The 19192-nt window shown below is 73.1% G+C and carries 17 protein-coding genes; 8 read left to right on the top strand and 9 right to left on the bottom strand.

The features are described 5' to 3' along the window. Positions 1–29 precede the first annotated feature (29 nt). Positions 30–239, top strand: a complete 210-nt coding sequence (locus OG594_RS32860) for a 4-oxalocrotonate tautomerase family protein (protein ID WP_266605995.1) — start codon at positions 30–32, stop codon at positions 237–239. A 108-nt stretch (positions 240–347) separates the two neighbouring features. Here OG594_RS32860 and OG594_RS32855 read toward each other — a convergent pair whose 3' ends face one another. Beyond that, positions 348–746: a RidA family protein gene (locus tag OG594_RS32855; RefSeq protein ID WP_266605993.1), complete on the bottom strand. Its 399-nt coding sequence runs from the start codon at positions 744–746 to the stop codon at positions 348–350. Next, positions 743–1879 carry an acyl-CoA dehydrogenase family protein gene (locus tag OG594_RS32850; RefSeq protein ID WP_266605991.1) on the bottom strand — a complete coding sequence of 379 codons (1137 nt, stop codon included), beginning with the start codon at positions 1877–1879 and terminating at the stop codon, positions 743–745. The genes OG594_RS32855 and OG594_RS32850 overlap by 4 nt, the downstream gene beginning before the upstream one ends. A 145-nt stretch (positions 1880–2024) precedes the next feature. Between OG594_RS32850 and OG594_RS32845 the strand changes: the two genes are divergently transcribed. The 6 genes from OG594_RS32845 (at position 2025) to OG594_RS32820 (ending at position 8091) form a co-directional block, all read left to right on the top strand. Further along, on the top strand, positions 2025–3680 hold the full coding sequence (locus OG594_RS32845; RefSeq protein WP_266605989.1) for an AMP-binding protein: 1656 nt from the start codon (positions 2025–2027) through the stop codon (positions 3678–3680). A 9-nt stretch (positions 3681–3689) separates the two neighbouring features. Next, complete coding sequence (locus OG594_RS32840; RefSeq protein ID WP_266605987.1) at positions 3690–4490, top strand: PaaX family transcriptional regulator C-terminal domain-containing protein; 801 nt, start codon at positions 3690–3692, stop codon at positions 4488–4490. 27 nt (positions 4491–4517) lie between these two features. After that, the gene (locus OG594_RS32835; protein WP_266605985.1) at positions 4518–4997 is read left to right on the top strand and encodes a hypothetical protein; all 480 of its coding nucleotides are present in this window, start codon (positions 4518–4520) and stop codon (positions 4995–4997) included. A 44-nt stretch (positions 4998–5041) separates the two neighbouring features. Further along, positions 5042–5881 (top strand): GNAT family N-acetyltransferase, encoded by an 840-nt coding sequence (locus tag OG594_RS32830; RefSeq protein WP_266605983.1) that lies wholly within the window; start codon positions 5042–5044, stop codon positions 5879–5881. Positions 5882–5965: 84 nt separating this feature from the next. Beyond that, the gene (locus OG594_RS32825; protein ID WP_266605981.1) at positions 5966–6382 is read left to right on the top strand and encodes an SgcJ/EcaC family oxidoreductase; all 417 of its coding nucleotides are present in this window, start codon (positions 5966–5968) and stop codon (positions 6380–6382) included. A gap of 149 nt (positions 6383–6531) precedes the next feature. Next, positions 6532–8091: a M12 family metallo-peptidase gene (locus OG594_RS32820; protein WP_266605979.1), complete on the top strand. Its 1560-nt coding sequence runs from the start codon at positions 6532–6534 to the stop codon at positions 8089–8091. Positions 8092–8132: 41 nt separating this feature from the next. Here the strand turns inward: OG594_RS32820 and OG594_RS32815 are convergent, their stop codons facing one another. Both OG594_RS32815 and OG594_RS32810 read right to left on the bottom strand, forming a co-directional pair. Further along, positions 8133–10436 carry a bifunctional salicylyl-CoA 5-hydroxylase/oxidoreductase gene (locus tag OG594_RS32815; protein ID WP_266605977.1) on the bottom strand — a complete coding sequence of 768 codons (2304 nt, stop codon included), beginning with the start codon at positions 10434–10436 and terminating at the stop codon, positions 8133–8135. Positions 10437–10440: 4 nt separating this feature from the next. Continuing rightward, on the bottom strand, positions 10441–11268 hold the full coding sequence (locus OG594_RS32810) for an enoyl-CoA hydratase family protein (protein WP_189739142.1): 828 nt from the start codon (positions 11266–11268) through the stop codon (positions 10441–10443). Between the two features lie 214 nt (positions 11269–11482). Here OG594_RS32810 and OG594_RS32805 point away from each other — a divergent pair, with 214 nt between their 5' ends. Continuing rightward, positions 11483–11911, top strand: a complete 429-nt coding sequence (locus tag OG594_RS32805) for an ATP-binding protein (protein WP_266605973.1) — start codon at positions 11483–11485, stop codon at positions 11909–11911. Here the strand turns inward: OG594_RS32805 and argF are convergent, their stop codons facing one another. The 5 genes from argF to OG594_RS32780 form a co-directional block, all read right to left on the bottom strand. Next, on the bottom strand, positions 11912–12931 hold the full coding sequence (gene argF, locus OG594_RS32800; RefSeq protein WP_266605971.1) for an ornithine carbamoyltransferase: 1020 nt from the start codon (positions 12929–12931) through the stop codon (positions 11912–11914). Positions 12932–13055: 124 nt separating this feature from the next. Next, positions 13056–14282, bottom strand: coding sequence for an arginine deiminase (locus OG594_RS32795; RefSeq protein WP_266605969.1), 1227 nt, complete (start codon positions 14280–14282; stop codon positions 13056–13058). 46 nt (positions 14283–14328) lie between these two features. Next, complete coding sequence (locus OG594_RS32790; RefSeq protein WP_266605967.1) at positions 14329–14841, bottom strand: hypothetical protein; 513 nt, start codon at positions 14839–14841, stop codon at positions 14329–14331. A 179-nt stretch (positions 14842–15020) separates the two neighbouring features. Next, positions 15021–17576 (bottom strand): polynucleotide kinase-phosphatase, encoded by a 2556-nt coding sequence (locus tag OG594_RS32785; RefSeq protein WP_266605965.1) that lies wholly within the window; start codon positions 17574–17576, stop codon positions 15021–15023. Then, positions 17573–19147: a 3' terminal RNA ribose 2'-O-methyltransferase Hen1 gene (locus OG594_RS32780; RefSeq protein ID WP_266605963.1), complete on the bottom strand. Its 1575-nt coding sequence runs from the start codon at positions 19145–19147 to the stop codon at positions 17573–17575. The genes OG594_RS32785 and OG594_RS32780 overlap by 4 nt, the downstream gene beginning before the upstream one ends. Positions 19148–19192: the final 45 nt, after the last annotated feature.

Here is a 19192-nt window from a genome sequence, read left to right as displayed (position 1 = left end):
CCACCTGCACCGGAAGGACGTCCCTCACCATGCCGTACGTCAACGTAAGGATCACCCGTGAAGGCGCCACCGCCGCCCAGAAGGCCGAGATCATCGCCGGTGTGACCGACCTGCTGGTCCGGGTCCTCGACAAGGACCCGGCCACCACCTTCGTCCTCATCGACGAGGTGGAGCTGGAGGACTGGGGCGTGGGCGGCGTCCGAACGGACGAGTACCGCCGCATCCGCGCACAGGGCTAGGCCTGTCGGACCCCGCCCCCGGGCGGGGTCCGGGGGCGGGGACACGGCGGGGTGTCCCCGCAGAACGAGCGCGCGACCGCGGCCCGGCACGACCGGGCCGCCCCGCCGCTACGCGAGGACCGCGACCCCGTCGAGTTCCACCAGGGCCTGGTCGTCCCAGAGCCGGACCACGCCGATGACGGCCATCGCCGGATAGTCGCGGCCCGCCGACCGCCGCCAGATGCGGCCCAGTTCGGCCGCGTGGGTCCGGTACGCCGCCACGTCCACCGCGTACACCGTCACCCGGGCCAGGTCCGCCGGGGTGCCGCCCGCCGCGGCGAGGGCCGCAAGGAGGTTGGCGAGGGCGACCTCGAACTGCTCCGGGAGGCTCTCGCCCACCACCTTGCCCGCGCCGTCCAGGGCGGTCTGGCCCGCCAGGAACACCAGCCGGGTGCCCGTGGCCGCGACCGCGTGCGAGAACCCCGTCGCGGGCGACAGCTCCGCCGGATTGATCCGCTGAAGGCTCATCGCGCCGCCACCGCCCCGTACAGCTCCTTCGCGATGATCGTGCGCTGCACTTCGCTCGCCCCCTCGTAGATCCGCGGTGCCCGTACTTCCCGGTAGAGGTGTTCGAGCAGGTGGCCGCGCTGGAGGGCGACCGCGCCGTGCAGTTGGACCGCGTGGTCGACCACGTACTGGGCCGTCTCGGTGGCCAGCAGTTTCGCCATCGCCGCCCGGCGCGGAACGTCCCCGGCCCCCCGGTCATAAGCCCCGGCCGCCGCGTACACCAGCAGTCGGGCCGCTTCCGTGCGGGTGGCCATCTCGGCCACCCGGTGCGCCACCGCCTGGAGATCGCTCAGGGTTCCGCCGAACGCGGCCCGGTCCGCCGTGTACGCGAGCGTCGCGTCGAGCGCGGCCCGGGCCATGCCCACCGCGAAGGCGCCGACGCTCGGCCGGAAGAGGTTCAGGGTGTCCATCGCGACGCGGAAGCCCCGCCCGGGTTCGCCGAGCAGGTCCCGCGGGCCGACCGGCACCCCGTCGAAGGCGAGGGAGCCGATGGGGTGCGGGGAGAGCATGTCCAGGGGTGCGCCGGAGAGTCCGGGCCGGTCGGCCGGGACCAGGAAGGCCGAGACCCCCTTCGCCCCCGGCCCCTCCCCCGTTCGGGCGAACACGGTGTAGAAATCCGCCTCGGGGGCGTTGGAGATCCAGCACTTCTCACCGCTGAGCCGCCAGCCACCCCCCGCGGCCGCCGTATCGGCGGTCGCGGCCAGGGCCAGCGCCGCCGCGTCCGAGCCCGCCCCCGGCTCGCTCAGCGCGAAGGCCGCCACCGCCCGCCCGGTGCGCACCCGCGGCAGCCAGCGCTCCCGCTGCTCCTCGCTCCCGGCCCGTAGGACCGGGTACGCCCCGAGCCCCTGCAGGGCCAGCGCCGTCTCTGCCTCCGTGCAACCGTAGGCGAGGGATTCCCGCAGCAGGCACAGTTCCAGCGCGCCCGAGGCGAACACCCGCTCCAGCAGGCCCAGCTCCCCCAGCGCCGCCAGCAACGGCCGGTTGACCCGCCCCGGTTCCCCCTTCTCGGCCAGTGGCCGCAGCCGCTGCACCGCCAGTGCGCGCAACTGCCCGCACCACTCCTCCTGGTCCACCCCGAGCGCGAATCCGGTCATCCGAATGTCCCCGCATCTATCGCGTCCTGTTGACTGCCGTCACCATCACGATACGCTCCTGGAAGGACCTCCGGCCGTGGCCGGGGGAACCACCGCACGGCCGGCTCCACCCCACCCCGGACCGCTGCAAGGGGGGCGACCCGCCTTGGACCTCAAGCCTTCCGCTCACACCGACACCTTCGCCCGCGACCACCTGCCACCCGCGGACACCTGGCCGGAGCTCCTCTTCGATCTGCCCGAGCTGGCCTATCCGGACCGCCTGAACTGCGGGGCCGAGCTGCTCGACGCCACCATCGCCCGGTTCGGTCCGGCCGGCGCCGACCGCCCGGCCTTCCGCAGCGCCGCGGGCGAGGTGTGGACGTACGGGGACTTGCGCGAGCGCGTGGACCGCCTGGCCCACGCGCTCACCGCCGACCTCGGCGTGGTCCCCGGCAACCGGGTGCTCCTGCGCGGGCCCACCGGCCCCTGGCTCGCCGCCTGCTGGCTCGCGGTGATGAAGGCGGGCGCGGTGGCCGTCACCGTACTGCCCCAACAGCGCGCCCAGGAGCTGGCCACCGTGTGCGCGATGGCCCGGGTGGGGCACGCCCTGTGCCACGCGGACGTGCTGGACGACCTGGTCAAGGCCGAGGTGCCGGGGCTGCGGATCACCGTGTACGGGGGCCCGGACCCCGGGGACCTGCTCCGGCTGGCCGAGAGACATCCCGCTCCCTTCCCGGCCGCCCCGACCTCCGCGGACGACGTCGCCCTGATCGCCTTCACCTCGGGGACCACCGGGCGACCCAAGGGCTGCATGCACTTCCACCGCGACCTGCTCGCCGTCGCCGACACCTTCTCCCGCAGCGTGCTGCGGCCCCGCCCGGACGACGTCTTCGCGGGCAGCCCGCCGCTCGGCTTCACCTTCGGCCTCGGCGGACTGGTCGTCTTCCCGCTGCGCGCCGGCGCCTCGGCGCTGCTGCTGGAGGAGGCGGTGCCGCGCCGGCTGCTGCCCGCGCTCGCCGAGCACCGGGTGACGGTGCTGTTCACCGCGCCCACCGCCTACCGGACGATGCTGGACGCGCTGGGCCCGTACGACGTGGGCATGTACGACCTGTCGGCGCTGCGCCGCTGCGTCTCGGCCGGGGAGAACCTGCCCGCCGCCACCTGGCAGGCCTGGTACGAGCGCACCGGCCTGCGCATCATCAACGGCATCGGGGCGACCGAGCTGCTGCACATCTTCATCTCCGCCGCCGACGAGGACATCCGGCCCGGTACGACGGGCCGGGTGGTCCCGGGCTGGGAGGCCCGGGTGGTGGACCGGGCCGGCCGCCCGGTCCCGGACAACGAGCCGGGCCTGCTGGCCGTGCGCGGCCCGGTCGGCTGCCGCTACCTGGCCGATCCCCGGCAGGGGGAGTACGTACAGGGCGGGTGGAACCTGACCGGCGACACCTACGTCCGCGATCCGGAGGGCTACTTCCGCTACGTCGCCCGGGCGGACGACATGATCGTCTCGGCGGGTTACAACATCGCGGGCCCCGAGGTGGAGGAAGCCCTGCTGCGCCACCCGGACGTGGTGGAGGCGGCGGTGGTGGGCCTCCCTGACGAGCGGCGCGGGCAGATCGTGGTGGCGTACACCGTGGCGCGCGACGGCGCGGTGCTGACGGAAGAGGTCCTGCGCACCTTCATGCGGGCGGAACTGGCCCCGCACAAGTGCCCGCGCTCCTTCGTCTTCCTCCCCGCCCTCCCCCGTACCGCGACCGGCAAACTGCAGCGCTTCCGGCTGCGCGATCCGGGCGCCCGACCCGATCCGCCCGACAGGATCTAGAGTGAACCCGTGGTCGAGCAGCACACTCCGCGATCCTTGATCGTCACGTTCTACGGAGCCTACGGGCGGGCCTTCGAGGGCCCGGTCCCGGTGGCCGCGCTGATCCGCCTGCTGGGCGCGGCCGGCGTGGACGCCCCGTCGGTCCGCTCGTCGGTGTCCCGGCTGAAGCGGCGCGGCTTCCTGCTGCCCGAGCGCGCGGCGGACGGTTCGGCGGCGTACGGGCTCTCCGAGGAGGCCCGGCAGCTGCTCGACGACGGTGACCGCCGGATCTACGGCAGCCAGCAGCTGACGGACGAGTGGCTGGTGGCGGTGTTCTCGGTCCCGGAGCAGGAGCGGAGCAAGCGGCACCTGCTGCGCTCGCGGCTGGCCCGGCTCGGTTTCGGCGCGGTGGCGCCGGGCGTGTGGATCGCCCCGGCCCGGCTGTCCGAGGAGACCGCGCACACCCTGGAGCGGCTGCACCTGACCCCGTACGTGGAACTCTTCCGCGGCGCCCACCTCGGTTTCGCCCCGACCGCCGAGGCGGTGGCCCGCTGGTGGGACCTGGCGGCCCTGGCCAAGCAGCACGAGCAATTCCTCGACCTGCACGAACCCGTCCTGCGCGCGCTCCGGTCGGGCCCGGAACCGCCCCCGGAGCAGGCCTACCGGGACTACCTCCGCGCGCTGGACACCTGGCGCCGGCTGCCGTACGCCGACCCGGGCCTGCCGCGGGAACTGCTCCCGGCGGACTGGCCGGGCGACCGGGCGGCGGCCGTCTTCGCCGAGCTGCACGAGCGGCTGCGCGACGTCGGGGCCGGGTTCGCGCAACCGTAGGCGGAGGAGAGCGTGTCACGAGGTGGTGTGACGCATTCCGATCCCCCTCCGCACCCGTCGCGGCCCCCGTCCCCGTCCCCCTCGTACCCACCGCCCCCGGCGCGGACCCGGCACCAGGCGTCCGCGGGGCCGCCCGGGCGGCGGGCCGGGGTCCTCCTGCTGGTGGCGGCGGCGCTGGTCGGAGCCGTGGCCGGGTGGGCCGCCGTCGCACTCGCCTCCCACGCCCGCGCGTACTGCGACGCGGGCTGGGAGGCGGGCGGTCGGTTCGAGATGGCCTTCCTCCTGGTGCTGATGGTGCCGGGGTGCGTCGTGCTCGCGCCGCTGATCGCCTTCCTCTCGCGCCCGCTGCCCCTGTGGTCGCGGCCCGTGCCGGTCCTGCTCGTGCTCGGGGTGGTGGTGCTCGTCTTCTTCGCCTCGAAGGGGACGCTGGACGGCTACCCCGGGAACCCGGAGCGGTGCGGGCCGGACAACGTGCCGCCGTGGTGGCCGGGGTGGCTGCCCGCGTGAGAAACCCGGGTGCGGGCGGACCGCGCGCCGCGCCAGGATGGGTCATGACTTGGACCTTCACCACGGACCTGACGGCCTATCTGGCCGCTGCGGGCCCGGCCGCGGCCGCGCGCCCCGTCTCCAACACCCTTCTCCTGACCGTGGCCGACGCGCTGCGGCGCCGCGGGCCCGGGGCCTACGGCGACGGCACCCCCTTCTTCGGCTGGTGGACGGGGGCCGACGGCGCCGTCGCCGGGGGCCTGCTGTGCACCCCGCCGTTCCCGGCCGTGCTCGGCGTGCTGCCCGGGGAGGCGGTCCGGGCGCTCGGGGCCGCCCTCGCCGACGAACCACTGCTCGCCGGGGCGCCCGGGTTCAACGCCCGCCGCCCGGACGCGGAGGCGTTGGCCGAGGCCTGGGGGCGGCCCACCCGGATCGCCGAGGAGGTGCGCCTGTACCGGCTGGCCGGCCTGGTCGCCCCGGATCCCGCTCCGGCCGGGCGGGCCCGGCCCGCCACCGGGGCCGACCTCCCGCTGCTGCTGGAGTGGGTCACGGCCTTCAAGGCGGAGGCCGGCGTTCCGGGCAGCGCCTCCGAGACCGTGCTGCGCGACCGGATCTCCTACGGCGGGCTCCGGCTGTGGGAACACGCCGGGACTCCCGTCTCGCTGGCCGGCTTCTCCCGCACGATCGGCTCGACCTCCCGCGTCGGCCCCGTCTACACCCCGCCCGAGCACCGCGGCCGCGGCTACGCCGCCGGGGTCACGCACGCGGTGAGCGAAGCGGCGTACGCGGCCGGCGCCACGGAGGTCCTCCTCTTCACGGACCTGGCCAACCCCACCAGCAACGGCGTCTACCTGCGCCTCGGTTACACCCCGGTCGAGGACCGCGCCGAGATCGTCGCGGCGTGACGGGTCCGGACCGCGGCGGGATCGGAACCGGCCTGCGGGCCGGGCCTTGACCTCAAGGGCACTTGAGGTCCGATGGTGATCCACATGACGACCGAAAGCACCGACCGGACCACTGACATCGAGGCCATTCACCAGGTGGTGGCCGCCGTCGAGGCCTCCCAGCAGGCCAAGGACCCCGACGCCTTCCTCTCCCTCTTCCATCCCGACGCCCTGTGGACCACCGGCGGCGGCAAGGTCCTCATCGGCCTCGACGCCATCTCCGAGTTCACCCGCGCGGTCCTCCCCGGCGCGAGCTGGGACGGCCGGGTCAGTTACACCGTCACCCACCTCCAGTTCCTCCGCCCGGACGTGGCCGCGGTCAAGGTCCGCCAGCTCTACGAATCGGCCGACGGCCCCGGGGACGAGGGCGTCCCGACGTACGTGATGACCAAGGACGACGACGGCCGCTGGCTCCTGACCGTCTGCCAGAACACCCAGGTCCCCAAGGCGCAGGCCGCCTGACCGGACGCCGGCTTCCCCGTGGGGCCCGCCCCCGTATTCGGGTGAACCTCGGGTCGGGCGGCGGGCAGGGACGGCCGTACCGGCGTGGCGCAGTCCCCGCCGCGGAGTACAAGGCGGGACAAATCCCCACAGAGAGGCCCACGTCCCTCATGCGCCGTCGATTCCTGCTCGCCGCCTCCGCCGCGGCGACCGCCTTCACCGCCACCCTGTCGCTCGCCCTGACCGCACCCGCCGCCTCCGCCGGAACGGGCGGGGGCGGCGACGAGCACGAGCCCTGGGTGGTGCGCTCCGCCGCACAGCGCACGGACGCCGAGGCGTTCCGCTCGCTGTGCGGCGAGCAGAAGGAAGGCAGGCCCGAGCGTCGTACGTTCCCGCCCTTCGGCCGCAGCAAGGGCTTCACCGCGGTGCAGGACTTCCAGCACCAGGAGCCGGACGGGACGGTGTACTGGGGCGGGCACGACCCGAAGAACCCGGAGAACACCATCTCCGTGTCCGCCATCGGGGCCTGCACCGAAGGACCGGTCACCCTCTCCGGCGTCATCACGATCGGCTTCCGCCAGTACGCGTACCAGCCGCTGGCCGAACGCCCGGGCTGGTACGAGCTGCAGGAGATCGACTCCCTCGCACTGCCGCCCAGCGGAATCGGTGTCGACACGGTCAACGTCCCCGCGAAGAAGCCGCACAAACCGCACCACCCGCACAAGCAGAACAGGCCGGGTCTGCGGGCCGCCACGCCCAACGACCCGGCCGCCATCGACATCGTCGTCGCCTACACGCCGGCCACCGTCGAGGTGATGGGCAGTGTCCAGGCGGTCCAGTCCCGCATCTCCTACGGGGTGAACCAGCTCAACCGGGCGCTCGCCACCGACACCGTGCCGGCCAGCGTGCACGTCGTCCACTCCTACCAAACGGCGGCCACGGGCGTCCCCCGCGAGAACGTCAACACCCTGCTCAACATGATCAGCAACCCCGCGAACACCGTCCTCGGAGCCACGGCCGCCGCCCGGCGCAACCAGTACGGCGGCGACCTGGTGGCGCTCCTCGCCGCCGTCCCCTTCGAGGACAGCTCCGGAGCGGCGAGCCTGCCCGACCCGGGCCCGACCTCGACGACCGACAGTGCCGCCTTCTCGGTCACCAGCATCGGATCCGTGACGGCCTGGGAGAACCTCGCCCACGAGATCGGCCACAACTTCGGCATGAAGCACGACCGTCTGACGGTCACCAGCCAGGGCGGCGCCACCCCCGCGGGCACGTTCAACTACGGCTGGGTCACCCCCAACGGCCAGCACCGCACGCTCATGGCGTACTCCAGCGCCTGCCCCCAGGCGTGCAACGTGGTGAACTCGTACTCCACCCCCGATCGCACCTGGAACGGCCAGATCCTCGGCAACGCCCAGAACAACAACGCCGCCGTCGCGCTGCAGAACGCGGACACCCTGGCCGGATACCGCGCCTCCCTCGTGACCAACCGCAGCTCCCTCACCCTGCTGCACGACCCCGTGGGCGCGGGCACGGTCCGGGTCAGCGAGTACGGTCCGTACGACCCCGGCACGCAGGTCACCGTCGCTGCCGTCCCCAACCCCGGCTTCCAGTTCGACGCCTGGGCCGTCGACGGCATCGAGCTGGAGGGGAACAACCCGAACTACCAGCTCACCATGAACGCGAACCGGACCATCAACGCCCTGTTCGTCCCGATCCCACAGCCGTAGGCACCCGCACGCACCACTCGGCTCCCCCCACGGGCCGCGGCCTAGCCGCGGCCCGTCGGCGGTGTGCGGCTGCCCGCACGGTACGGGGCCGGCCAGGGCGCGCCCGGGCCTTCGTAGGACTGCTCGGCGGCCGCGTGCAGGGTCCAGTGGGGGTCGTAGAGGTGGGGGCGGCCGAGGGCGCAGAGGTCGGCGCGGCCGGCCAGCAGCAGGGAGTTCACGTCGTCCCAGGAGGAGATGGCTCCGACGGCGATGACGGGGACGCCGAGCGCGCCGCGGATCCGGTCGGCGTACGGGGTCTGGTACGAGCGCCCGTACTCGGGGGCCTCGTCCGCGACGACCTGGCCCGTCGAGACGTCGATGGCGTCCGCACCGCGGGCGGCGAAGGCGGCCGCGATCCGGACGGACTCCTCGGGCGAGGTGCCCCCGGGTGCCCAGTCGGTGGCCGAGAGCCGGACCGTCATCGGGCGGTCCCCCGGCCACACCGCCCGCACCGCGTCGAAGACCTCCAGCGGGAAGCGCAGCCGGTTCTCCAGAGCGCCGCCGTACTCGTCGTCACGGTGGTTGGTCAGGGGGGACAGGAAGCCGGAGAGCAGGTAGCCGTGGGCGCAGTGCAGTTCCAGCAGGTCGAACCCCGCGTCGGCGGCGCGGACGGCGGCGGCCGCGAAATCGGAGCGCAGCGCCTCCAGGTCCGCGCGCGCGAGGGCGCGGGGCAGCGCCGAGACGCCCGGCCGGTAGGGCAGCGCGGAGGCGGCCACCAGCGGCCAGTTGCCCTCGGGCAGCGGGTCGTCCATGCCCTCCCACATCACCCGGGTCGAACCCTTGCGGCCGGCGTGCCCGAGCTGGACGCCGAGGGCGGTGCCGGGCGCAGAGGTGTGGACGAAGTCGGCGATCCGCTTCCAGGCGGCCGTCTGTTCCCGGGTGTAGAGGCCGGTGCAGCCGGGGGTGATGCGGCCCTCGGCGGACACGCAGACCATCTCCGTCATCACCAGTCCGGCCCCGCCGAGGGCGCGCCCGCCCAGGTGTACGAGGTGGAAGTCGCCCGGCACCCCGTCTTCGGCCGAGTACATGTCCATCGGTGAGACGACGACCCGGTTGCGCAGGGTCAGCCCCCGCAGGGTGAAGGGCGTGAACATCGCGGGAGTGCCGTCCGGGCAGCCGAAGTCCGCTTCCACCGCCCGCGTGAACCGTGCGTCGCGCAGCCTCAAGTTGTCGTGCGTGACCCGGCGGCTGCGGGTGAGGAGATTGAAGGCGAACTGCCGGGCGGGCTGGTCGACGTAACCGGCGATCTCCTCGAACCAGTGCCGGCTCGCGGCCGCCGCCCGCTGGGTGCTGGCGACCGCCGGCCGGCGGGCCGCCTCGTACGCGGCGAGGGCGGCCGGGACGTCGTCCGGCGCGGCGCCCACGGCCTCGGCGAGCGCGAGCGCGTCCTCCACCGCCAGTTTGGTCCCCGACCCGATGGAGAAGTGGGCGGTGTGCGCCGCGTCGCCGAGCAGCACCGTGTTGCCGTACGACCAGCGCGCGTTGACGACGGTGCGGAACTGCGTCCACGCGGAGCGGTTGCCGTGCAGCGGTCGTCCGCGCAGGGCCTCGCTGAAGATCTTGGCGCACCGGGCCGCCGATTCGTCCTCGTCGCACAGGTCGAAGCCGGCCGCCCGCCACACCTCGTCGCGCATCTCCACGATCACCGTGGAGGCGCCGAATTGATTCTGCGGCCCGGAGGGCCCCGATGAGGGGTGGTGGTCGGGCGACGGGCGGGCGTAGGGGTAGGCGTGCAGCTGCATGACCCCGTGTTCGGTCTCCGCGATCTCGAAGCGGAAGGCGTCGAAGGCGAAGTCGGCAGCGAGCCAGATGTAGCGACAGCGCCCGCCGGTCAGGGTCGGCCCGTAGTGCGCGGCGTCGGCCTCCCGGATCGCACTGTGCACGCCGTCGGCCGCGACCACCAGGTCGTACGAGGCAGCGAGCTCGGCCGCCGCCGGGGCCTCGGAGCGGAAGCGGAGGCGGACGCCGAGGCCCGCGCAGCGCTCCTGCAGGATCTCCAGCAGCCGGCGCCGCCCGATGGCCGCGAAGCCGTGGCCGCCGGAGGTCAGCAGTCGGCCGCGGTGCACGATGTCCACGTCGTCCCAACGCACGAACTCCGCGCTCAGGGCCGTGTGGACGACGGTGTCGGCCCGCTCGATGCCGCCGAGGGTCTCGTCGGAGAGCACGACGCCGAAGCCGAAGGTGTCGTCCGGGGCGTTGCGCTCCCAGACTTCCACCGTGTGGCCCTGGCGGGCCAGCAGCGCGGCGGCGTACAGCCCTCCCGGTCCCCCGCCGACGACGGCGACCCGCATGGCACCAGGAGTCATGCGCCTACCTGCCCTTCCACTCCGGCGGCCGCTTCCCGGTGAAGGCGGCGTGGAACTCCGCGTAGTCCTGGCCGTGCATCAGCAGGGCCTGCGTGTTGGCGTCCAGCTCCACGGACGCGGCCAGCGGCATGTCGAGCTCGGCGGTGAGCAGCGCCTTGGTCTGCGCGTGGGCGAGGGCGGGGCCCGCGGCCAGGCGCGCGGCGAGTTCGGCGGCCCGCACGTGGGCCTTGCCCTCTTCGGTGAGCTCGCTGAGCAGGCCGATCCGCTCGGCCTCGGCCGCGTGGACGGGCTCTCCAAGCATCAGCAGGCGGGTGGCGTGGCCGAGGCCGACGACCCGGGGCAGCAGGTAGGCCGCGCCCATGTCCCCGCCGGAGAGACCGACGCGGGTGAAGAGGAAGGCGAAGCGGGCGGTGGGGTCGGCGATCCGGAAGTCGGCGGCGAGCGCGAGGACGGCACCGGCCCCGGCGGCGACCCCGTGGACGGCGGCGATCACCGGGAAGGGGCATTCGCGCAGGGCGCGCACCACCTGGCCGGTCATCCGGTTGAAGTCGAGGAGCTGGGCGGTGTCCATGGCGAGGGTGGCGCCGATGATCTCGTCGACGTCCCCGCCGGAGCAGAAGCCGCGCCCCTCGCCGCCGAGCACGAGGGCGCGTACGGAGCGCTCGCGGGACAGTTCACCGAGCAGATCGCGCAGGTCGGCGTAGGCGCCGAAGGTGAGCGCGTTCAGCTTCTCGGGGCGGTCGAAGGTGACGGTGGCGACGCCGTCCTGCCGGGTGACCCGGAGGTGGTGCCACCGTTCGGTCGCTGGTGTGGAACCGGTGAAGGGGCTCACACCACCGACGGTATCACCAGATCGTGACTGCCGTCACAGAAGCGCGACATGTTCGTTTCGTCGGCGGCCCCGTGCGGCCCTGCGGGGCGAAGGTCCCGGCCGCGGCCGTGCCGGGGTGCCCTGCGGAATGAGAATTCGACTTCGTATCGTTGAAACCGGGAGTTCACCCCACGTGACCTAGACGTGACCCAGACCCCGGGAGGATGGTCCCTCCTTGCCCGACACCTCCGCCTGGCGGATCGCCCTGCCCCACACGGCGGCTGCCGTACCCATGGCCCGCGCCCTCGTCCGCACCGCGCTGGCCGACACCGACGCGCCCGCCGACCGGGACACCGCGGAGCTCCTGACGGCCGAACTGGTCGCCAACGCCGTGGAGCACACCAGCTCCGGCGCCCCGATCGAGCTGGTCGTGGAACTGCTCGCGAACGGCTGTCAGGTCGAGGTCCACGACGGCGATCCGTGCCCGCCCGGCGACCTGTCGACCCGCCCGGAGGCCGGCCGGCCCGACCCCTGGCAGGAGCACGGCCGCGGCCTGCTGCTGATCCGGAGCCTGAGCTCGGACTGCGGCCACCGCCCCACCGCGCACGGCAAAGCCGTGTGGTTCACCCTGCCCGCGCAGCGCTCCGGCCCCGCCGGCGTATGACTATGCGTCACTCCGGCCGGGTCGGCCGAGGGTGGCGACGAGCACGGCCTTGATGGTGTGCAGCCGGTTCTCGGCCTCGTCGAAGACGATCGAGTGATCCGACTCGAACACCTCGTCCGTCACCTCCAGGGAGTCGAGCCCGTGCCGCTCGTGGATCTCCCGGGCCACCTTGGTGCCGAGGTCGTGGAAGGCCGGCAGGCAGTGCATGAACTTCACGTCCGGGTTGCCGGTGGCGCGCAGCACGTCCATGGTCACCGCGTAAGGGGACAGGACCGCGATCCGCTCGTCCCAGACCTCCTTGGGCTCCCCCATGGACACCCAGATGTCGGTCACGACGAAGTCCGCCCCGGCGACCCCCTCGGCGACCTCCTCGGTCAGGGTGAGCCGGGCTCCGCTCTCCGCCGCGAGCTCCCGCGCCGCGGCCACCACCGACTCGGCGGGCCAGTAGGACCGGGGTGCGACGATCCGCACGTCCATGCCCAGCAGCGCACCGGTCACGAGGTAGGAGTTGCCCATGTTGAAGCGGGCGTCACCGAGGTAGGCGAAGGCGATCCGGTCCAGCGGCTTGGTGGTGTGCTCGGTCATGGTGAGCAGGTCGGCCAGCATCTGGGTCGGGTGCCAGTCGTCGGTGAGACCGTTGAAGACGGGGACGCCCGAGTGGGCGGCGAGCTCTTCGACGGCCTGCTGGCTGTCACCCCGGTACTCGATCCCGTCGAACATCCGGCCCAGCACCCGGGCGGTGTCCTTGACCGACTCCTTGTGGCCCATCTGGGAGCCGGCGGGGTCGAGGTAGGTGGTGTGCGCGCCCTGGTCCGCGGCGGCGACCTCGAAGGCGCAGCGGGTCCGGGTGGAGGTCTTCTCGAAGATCAGGGCGATGTTCCGACCCTCGAGCAGGCGCTGCTCGGCCCCGGCCTTCTTGGCCGCCTTCAGGTCGGCGGCGAGCTCGATCAGGCCGCGGAACTCGGCGGCCGTGAAATCCAGCTCCTTGAGAAAACTGCGGCCGGCGAGGTCGGTGGCCATGGGGTCGCTCCAGCGTCACGGTGACAGGGGATGTTGGAAGTCTATACGATCCTCTGTATTGATATACAGACCGGGCCCGGGGTCTTTCCCCGGACCCGGGACCCCTCCCCCGGCCCGGCCCGCCTCAGACCGCGTCCCGCTCGACGGGACAGCTCATGCAGCGCGGCCCGCCCCGGCCCCGCCCCAGCTCGCTGCCCGGGATCTCGATCACCTCGATGCCCATCTTGCGCAGGTGCGTGTTGGTCGTCACGTTCCGCTCGTAGGCGACCACCACCCCCGGCTCCACGGCGAGCACGTTGCACCCGTCGTCCCACTGCTCGCGCTCGGCCGAGTGCACGTCCTGCGTCGCGGTCAGCACCCGGATCGAGTCCAGGCCGAGCGCCCCCGCGATGGCCCGGTGCATGTGGTCCTCCGGGTGGTCGGTCACCTTGAGCTCGTGCGGCCCGCCGCCCGGCTCGATCGTGTACGAGGGGAGCATCCCGAGCCCGGCGTACTGAGTAAACGTATCTCCGTCGACCATCGTCATCACCGTGTCCAGGTGCATGAAGGCCCGCGACTTGGGCATGTCGAGCGCCACGATGGACGTCGCCGAACCGGCCGCGAACAGGCCGCGTGCCAGCATCTCCACCGCCTGCGGGGTGGTCCGCTCGCTCATCCCGATCAGCACCGCCCCGTTGCCAATGACCAGGACGTCCCCGCCCTCGATCGTCGAGGGGTAGTCCGACTGCCCCTGCGACCAGTAGTGGAAGGCGCCGGAGGTGGTGAAGAGCGGATGGTGCTTGTAGATCGCCTCGAAGTGGACCGTCTCGCGCTGCCGGGCGGGCCAGCGCATCGCGTTGATGGACACCCCGTCGTAGATCCAGGCGGAGGTGTCCCGGGTGAAGAGGTGGTTGGGCAGCGGGCCCAGCAGGAAACCGTCCAGGTCCAGGGCGTGGAAGCGCACCGACACCGGCTCGGCGTGCCGCTCCAGGAACTCCCGCTTGGTCATCCCGCCGACCAGGGCCTCCGCCAGCTCGGCCGAGGTCAGCCCGTCGAAGGCCGCCCGCAAGTGGTCGGTGGCGAGCGGCCCGTACTCCTTCTCGTCGAAGACCCGGTCCAGTACGAGGTGCCTGGCCTCCGGGATGTCGAGGGCCTCGCACAGGAGGTCACCGAAGAGGTGGACCTCCACGCCCCGGTCCCGCAGCACGTCCGCGAATCCGTCGTGCTCCTGGCGGGCCCGGCGCACCCACAGCACGTCGTCGAAGAGGAGCGCGTCCTTGTTGCTCGGTGTGAGCCGCTTCAGCTCCAGGTCGGGCCGGTGGAGGATGACGCGGCGAAGCCGCCCGGTCTCGGAGTCGACATGGAATCCCATGCCGTACACATTCCCAGACCGAACGGCTTTTTGACGTGGCGTCCGCTCAGCGAGGGGTGCCGAGGCCGAGAAGCGCCGAGGGGGCGCCGGTGAGCTCCGGTGTGGTCAGGCCCAGTTCGGGCGCGATCAGGTTCGGCACCCCGGAGTTGGAGGCGTCCGGCATCGTCAGCAGACCGCCGGCGACCAGGCCGGGGGTCCGGGCGAGCAGGTCGGTGGCCGGCGCCTCGAGGGAACCCTCGCCGTCCGTCTCCGGCTTGCCCAGCAGGTTCGGCACCGGGGAGGTGACGAGGGTCTTGCCGAGCTCGGTGCCGACCGGCACCGACGGGAGCAGTGGGGTCGGGAGCATGTTCCCCTTGTGGAAGCGGGGCGACTCGGGCGCGCCCACGACCGGCACCGGCACACCGGTGCCCACGCGCGGGGTGTCCACGCCCAGCGTGGTCTTCACGGCGTCCAGCGGGACACCGACCGGCACCGACTGGGCCACGGCCGGGGTGGCCGCGCCGGCCGCAGCCATACAGGTCATGAGCGCCGCAATGCTTCCGCGCGCGGTCATCTTCATAGGTGACGTTCCGTCCTTCCAGGGTCGCGGACATTCCGCTGCCCTGGATGAACGATCCCGCCGGTGGTTTTCCCGGAGTTCTCCGCGAAAGTTCCCCCATACGACCTAATTCGAGGCCGTACGGGGGCCACCCCTTTACGGGCCGTGCTGACGCGGCCCGCCCTCGCGACGGTGCCGGCTCACAGGCGCGGGTCGACCGGCTCCGACTCCAGCGCGAGCACCGCGAAGACCGCCTCGTGGACCCGCCACAGCGGCTCGTCGGTCGCCAGCCGGTCCAGCGCCTCCAGCCCGAGCGCGTACTCGCGCAGCGCGAGCGAGCGCTTGTGCCCGAGGAACCGTTCGCGCAGCCGCGTCAGCTGCTCGGGACGGGTGTACTCCGGGCCGTAGATGATCCGCAGGTACTCGCGCCCGCGCACCTTGACTCCGGGCTGGACCAGTCGGCCCCTGTCGTCCTTGGCGTACGCCTGGAGCGGCTTGACGACCATGCCCTCGCCGCCGGCGGCCGTCAGCTCCAGCCACCAGTCGGTGCCGGCCCGTACGGAGTCCTCGTCCGCGGTGTCCACCAGGATCCGGCCGGTGCGCCGGAGCAGTCCGGTGCCGCTCGCCTCGTCGGCGGCGACCAGCCGGTCCAGCCAGAACAGCTGCTCGTCGTGGGGAACCGCGGCCAGCGACCGCCCGGCCACCGCCAACAGCTGGAACGGCGCGAACCGTACGCCGTCCAGCCCGTCGGTGGTCCAGCAGTAGCGCCGGTAGGCGTCGGTGAAGGCGGCCGCGTCGGCGGCCCGGCCGCGCTGGCGCTCCAGCAGCTCGCCGGTGTCGACGCCCCGGGCGGTGGCCGCCTCCAGGGCGGCGATGGCGCCCGGGAAGACGGCGCCGGAGGCCGCACCGACGGCGGCGTACTGGTTGCGCAGCAAGCCGGTGGACTTCAGCGACCAGGGCAGGAGTTCCCCGTCGAGCAGCAGCCAGTCGGTATCGAGCTCCTCCCACAGGCCCGCGCCGGTGATCGCCGCGCGCAGCCGGGTGAGGACCTCCTCGGTGACCTCCGGCTCCTTGAAGAAGGGCCGCCCGGTGCGGGTGTAGACGGAGCCCGTCGGACCGTCGACCCCGAAGCGGGTGCGGGCCGCGTCGGCGTCCTTGCAGACGAGGACGGTGGCGCGGGAGCCCATGTGCTTCTCCTCGCACACCACCTGGGCGATGCCGTCCCCCCGGTACTGGGCGAAGGCCTCGGCCGGGTGCTCCAGGTAGCCCTCCTCGCGGGAGGTCGCCGTGGGCGCCATGGTGGGCGGCAGGTACGGGACGAGGCGGGGGTCCACCGCGAAGCGGCTCATGACCTCCAGGGCCGCCGCGGCGTTCTCCTCGCGCACGTTGACGTTGCCCAGGTGCCTGGTCTCCACGACCCGGCGGCCGTGCACGTCCGCCAGGTCGAGCGGGCGGCCGTCGTGCCCGCCCGGCGCCTCGGCGGCGAGCGGCTTGACCGGCTCGTACCAGACCTTCTCGGCCGGTACGTCGACCAGTTCGCGCTCGGGCCAGCGCAGGGCGGTCATCCGGCCGCCGAAGACCGCGCCGGTGTCGAGGCAGATGGTGTTGTTGATCCAGGTGGTGTCGGGGACCGGAGTGTGGCCGTAGACCACGACGGCCTTGCCTCGGTAGTCCTCGGCCCACGGGTAGCGCACGGGCAGGCCGAACTCGTCGGTCTCACCGGTGGTTTCCCCGTAGAGGGCGTGCGAGCGGACCCGGCCGGAGGTGCGGCCGTGGTACTTCTCGGGCAGCCCGGCGTGGCAGACCACCAGCTTGCCGCCGTCGAGGACGTAGTGGCTGACGAGGCCGCGGATGAACTCCCTCACCTCCTGGACGAACTCCTCCGGCTCCCCCTCCAGCTGCTCGATGGTCTCGGCGAGGCCGTGGGTCCGCTGGACCTTGGAGCCCTTCAGGTAACGGCCGAGCTTGTTCTCGTGGTTCCCGGGCACGCACAGGGCGTTGCCGGACTTGACCATGCCCATGACGCGGCGCAGCACGCCGGGGCTGTCGGGGCCGCGGTCGACGAGGTCGCCGACGAAGACGGCGGTGCGGCCCTCGGGGTGGACCCCGTCCTCGTAGCCGAGCTTGGCGAGCAGGGTCTCCAGCTCGGAGGAACAGCCGTGGATGTCACCGACGATGTCGAAGGGGCCGGTGAGGTGGGTGAGGTCGTTGAACCGCTTCTCCAGGACCACCTCGGCGGTCTCGGCCTCCTCGACGGAGCGCAGCACGTGGACCTTGCGGAAGCCCTCGCGCTCCAGACCGCGCAGCGAGCGCCGCAGGTCACGGCGGTGCCGCTGGATGACCGCGCGGGGCAGGCCGGCCCGGTCGGGGCGGGCGGCGTTGCGCTCGGCGCAGACCTGCTCGGGCATGTCCAGGACGATGGCGATCGGCAGGACGTCGTGCTCGCGGGCGAGTGCGACCAGCTGCCGGCGGGCCTCGGGCTGGACGCTGGTCGCGTCGACGACGGTCAGGCGGCCGGCCGCGAGGCGCTTGCCCGCGATGTAGTGCAGGACGTCGAAGGCGTCGCGGCTGACGCTCTGGTCGTTCTCGTCGTCGCAGACCAGGCCCCGGCAGTAGTCGGAGGAGATGACCTCGGTGGCCTTGAAGTGCTTGCGGGCGAAGGTGGACTTGCCCGATCCGGTGGCCCCGATCAGAACGACGAGGGACAGGTCGGTGACGGGAAGTGTGCGCGTACGGGGGGTCTCGGTGCTGGTCATGCTGCCTCGCCCTCCTTCGGGGTGTCGGTGGTGCGGATCGTGTCGGTGGTGCTGGCCGCGTCGGTGGTAGCGGCCGCGTCGGTCGGGTGGGTGGTGCCGGCCGCGTCGGTGCCGTCGGTGCCGTGAGTGCCGTCGTTCTGGGTGAAGACGGCCATCTGGGTCGGCGGCCCGACCTCGGGGTCGTCGTCGCCGACGGGCACGTACCGGACCCCGTAGCCGTGGCGCCGCGCGACCTGCTCGGCCCAGGCCCGGAACTCCTCGCGGTTCCACTCGAAGCGGTGGTCGCCGTGGCGGACGTGCCCGGCGGGCAGGGTCTCCCAGCGCACGTTGTACTCGACGTTCGGGGTGGTGACGAGGACCGTGCGGGGGCGGGCCGAGCCGAAGACCGCGTACTCCAGCGCGGGCAGCCGCTCCGGGTCCAGGTGCTCGATGACCTCGCTGAGCACGGCCGCGTCGTAGCCGGCCAGCCGCTTGTCGGTGTACGCGAGCGATCCCTGGAGGAGCGTGAGGCGCGAGCTCTGCCGCTCGCCCATGCGGTCCAGCCGCAGCCGTCGGGCCGCGATCTGCAGGGCCCGCACGGACACGTCCATGCCGACGATCTCGGCGTACGCCGGGTCGCCGAGCAGTGCCTGGAGCAACTGCCCCTGGCCGCAGCCGAGGTCCAGCACCCGCTGGGCGCCGGCGAGCCGCAGGGCGGCGAGGATCGCCTCGCGCCGCTGCACGGCGAGCGGCACGGGCCGCTCCTCGGTGTCGCGGGTCTCGTCCACCGCGTTGTCGAGCTCCTCGACCTCGCTGCCGTCGGCCTCGGCGAGGCGGACCAGTTCCAGGCGCTCGTTGGCGTCCTGGGTCAGCCGCTTGTGGCGGGCCAGGTAGCGGGAGGTGATCAGCCCGTGCTCGGGGTGGGTGGCGAGCCAGCCGTCTCCGGCGCGCAGCAGCTTGTCGACCTCGTCCGGGGAGATCCAGTAGTGCTTGGCGTCGTCGAGGACCGGCAGCAGCACGTAGAGCTGCCGCAGGGCGTCGGCGAGGCGCAGCTCGCCCTCCAGGACGAGCCGTACGTAGCGGGAGTCCCCCCATTCGGGGAACTGCTCGTCGAGCGGTACGGGCTCGGCCTCTACGAGGTCCCAGCCGAGCGGGCCGAACAGCCGGTGCACGAGCGCGGCGCCGCCGCGGGCGGGCAGCACCGGGATCTCGACGCGCAGCGGCCGGGTCTGCTCCGGGAGCTCGGGGCGGGCGGTGCACTGTCCCTTGAGCGCCGTGCGGAACACTCCGCTGAGTGCGACGGCGAGCAGCGAGGACGCGGCGTACGGCCGGTCGTTCACGTACTGCGCGAGCGCGGCGTCCGGCGCCCCGCCCCGGCCCTTGCCCCGGCCGTGGCGCACGAGCGCGACGGGGTCCACCTCCAGCAGCAGGGCCGCCGTGCACCGTTCGACCGAGGCCTCGGGGTAGAACACGTGGGCGGTGCCGTGGGAGGTGGAGAACGCCTGCGTCTTGCCGGGATGCTTGTGCAGCAGGTAGCCCAGGTCGGTAGCGGGTCGTTCGGGGGAGCCGGTGGTGGAGATCGTCAGGAACACGTGACCGATTATCGCTGGTCACCTGCTCAGTCTGCCCCTGGTTTT

Origin of the sequence: Streptomyces sp. NBC_01214, from assembly GCF_026340975.1 — a bacterium.
In the GTDB taxonomy this organism is placed as follows: domain Bacteria; phylum Actinomycetota; class Actinomycetes; order Streptomycetales; family Streptomycetaceae; genus Streptomyces.
The sequence above is the reverse complement of the archived record's forward strand: the minus strand, read 5'-3'. Positions and strand labels throughout refer to the sequence as shown.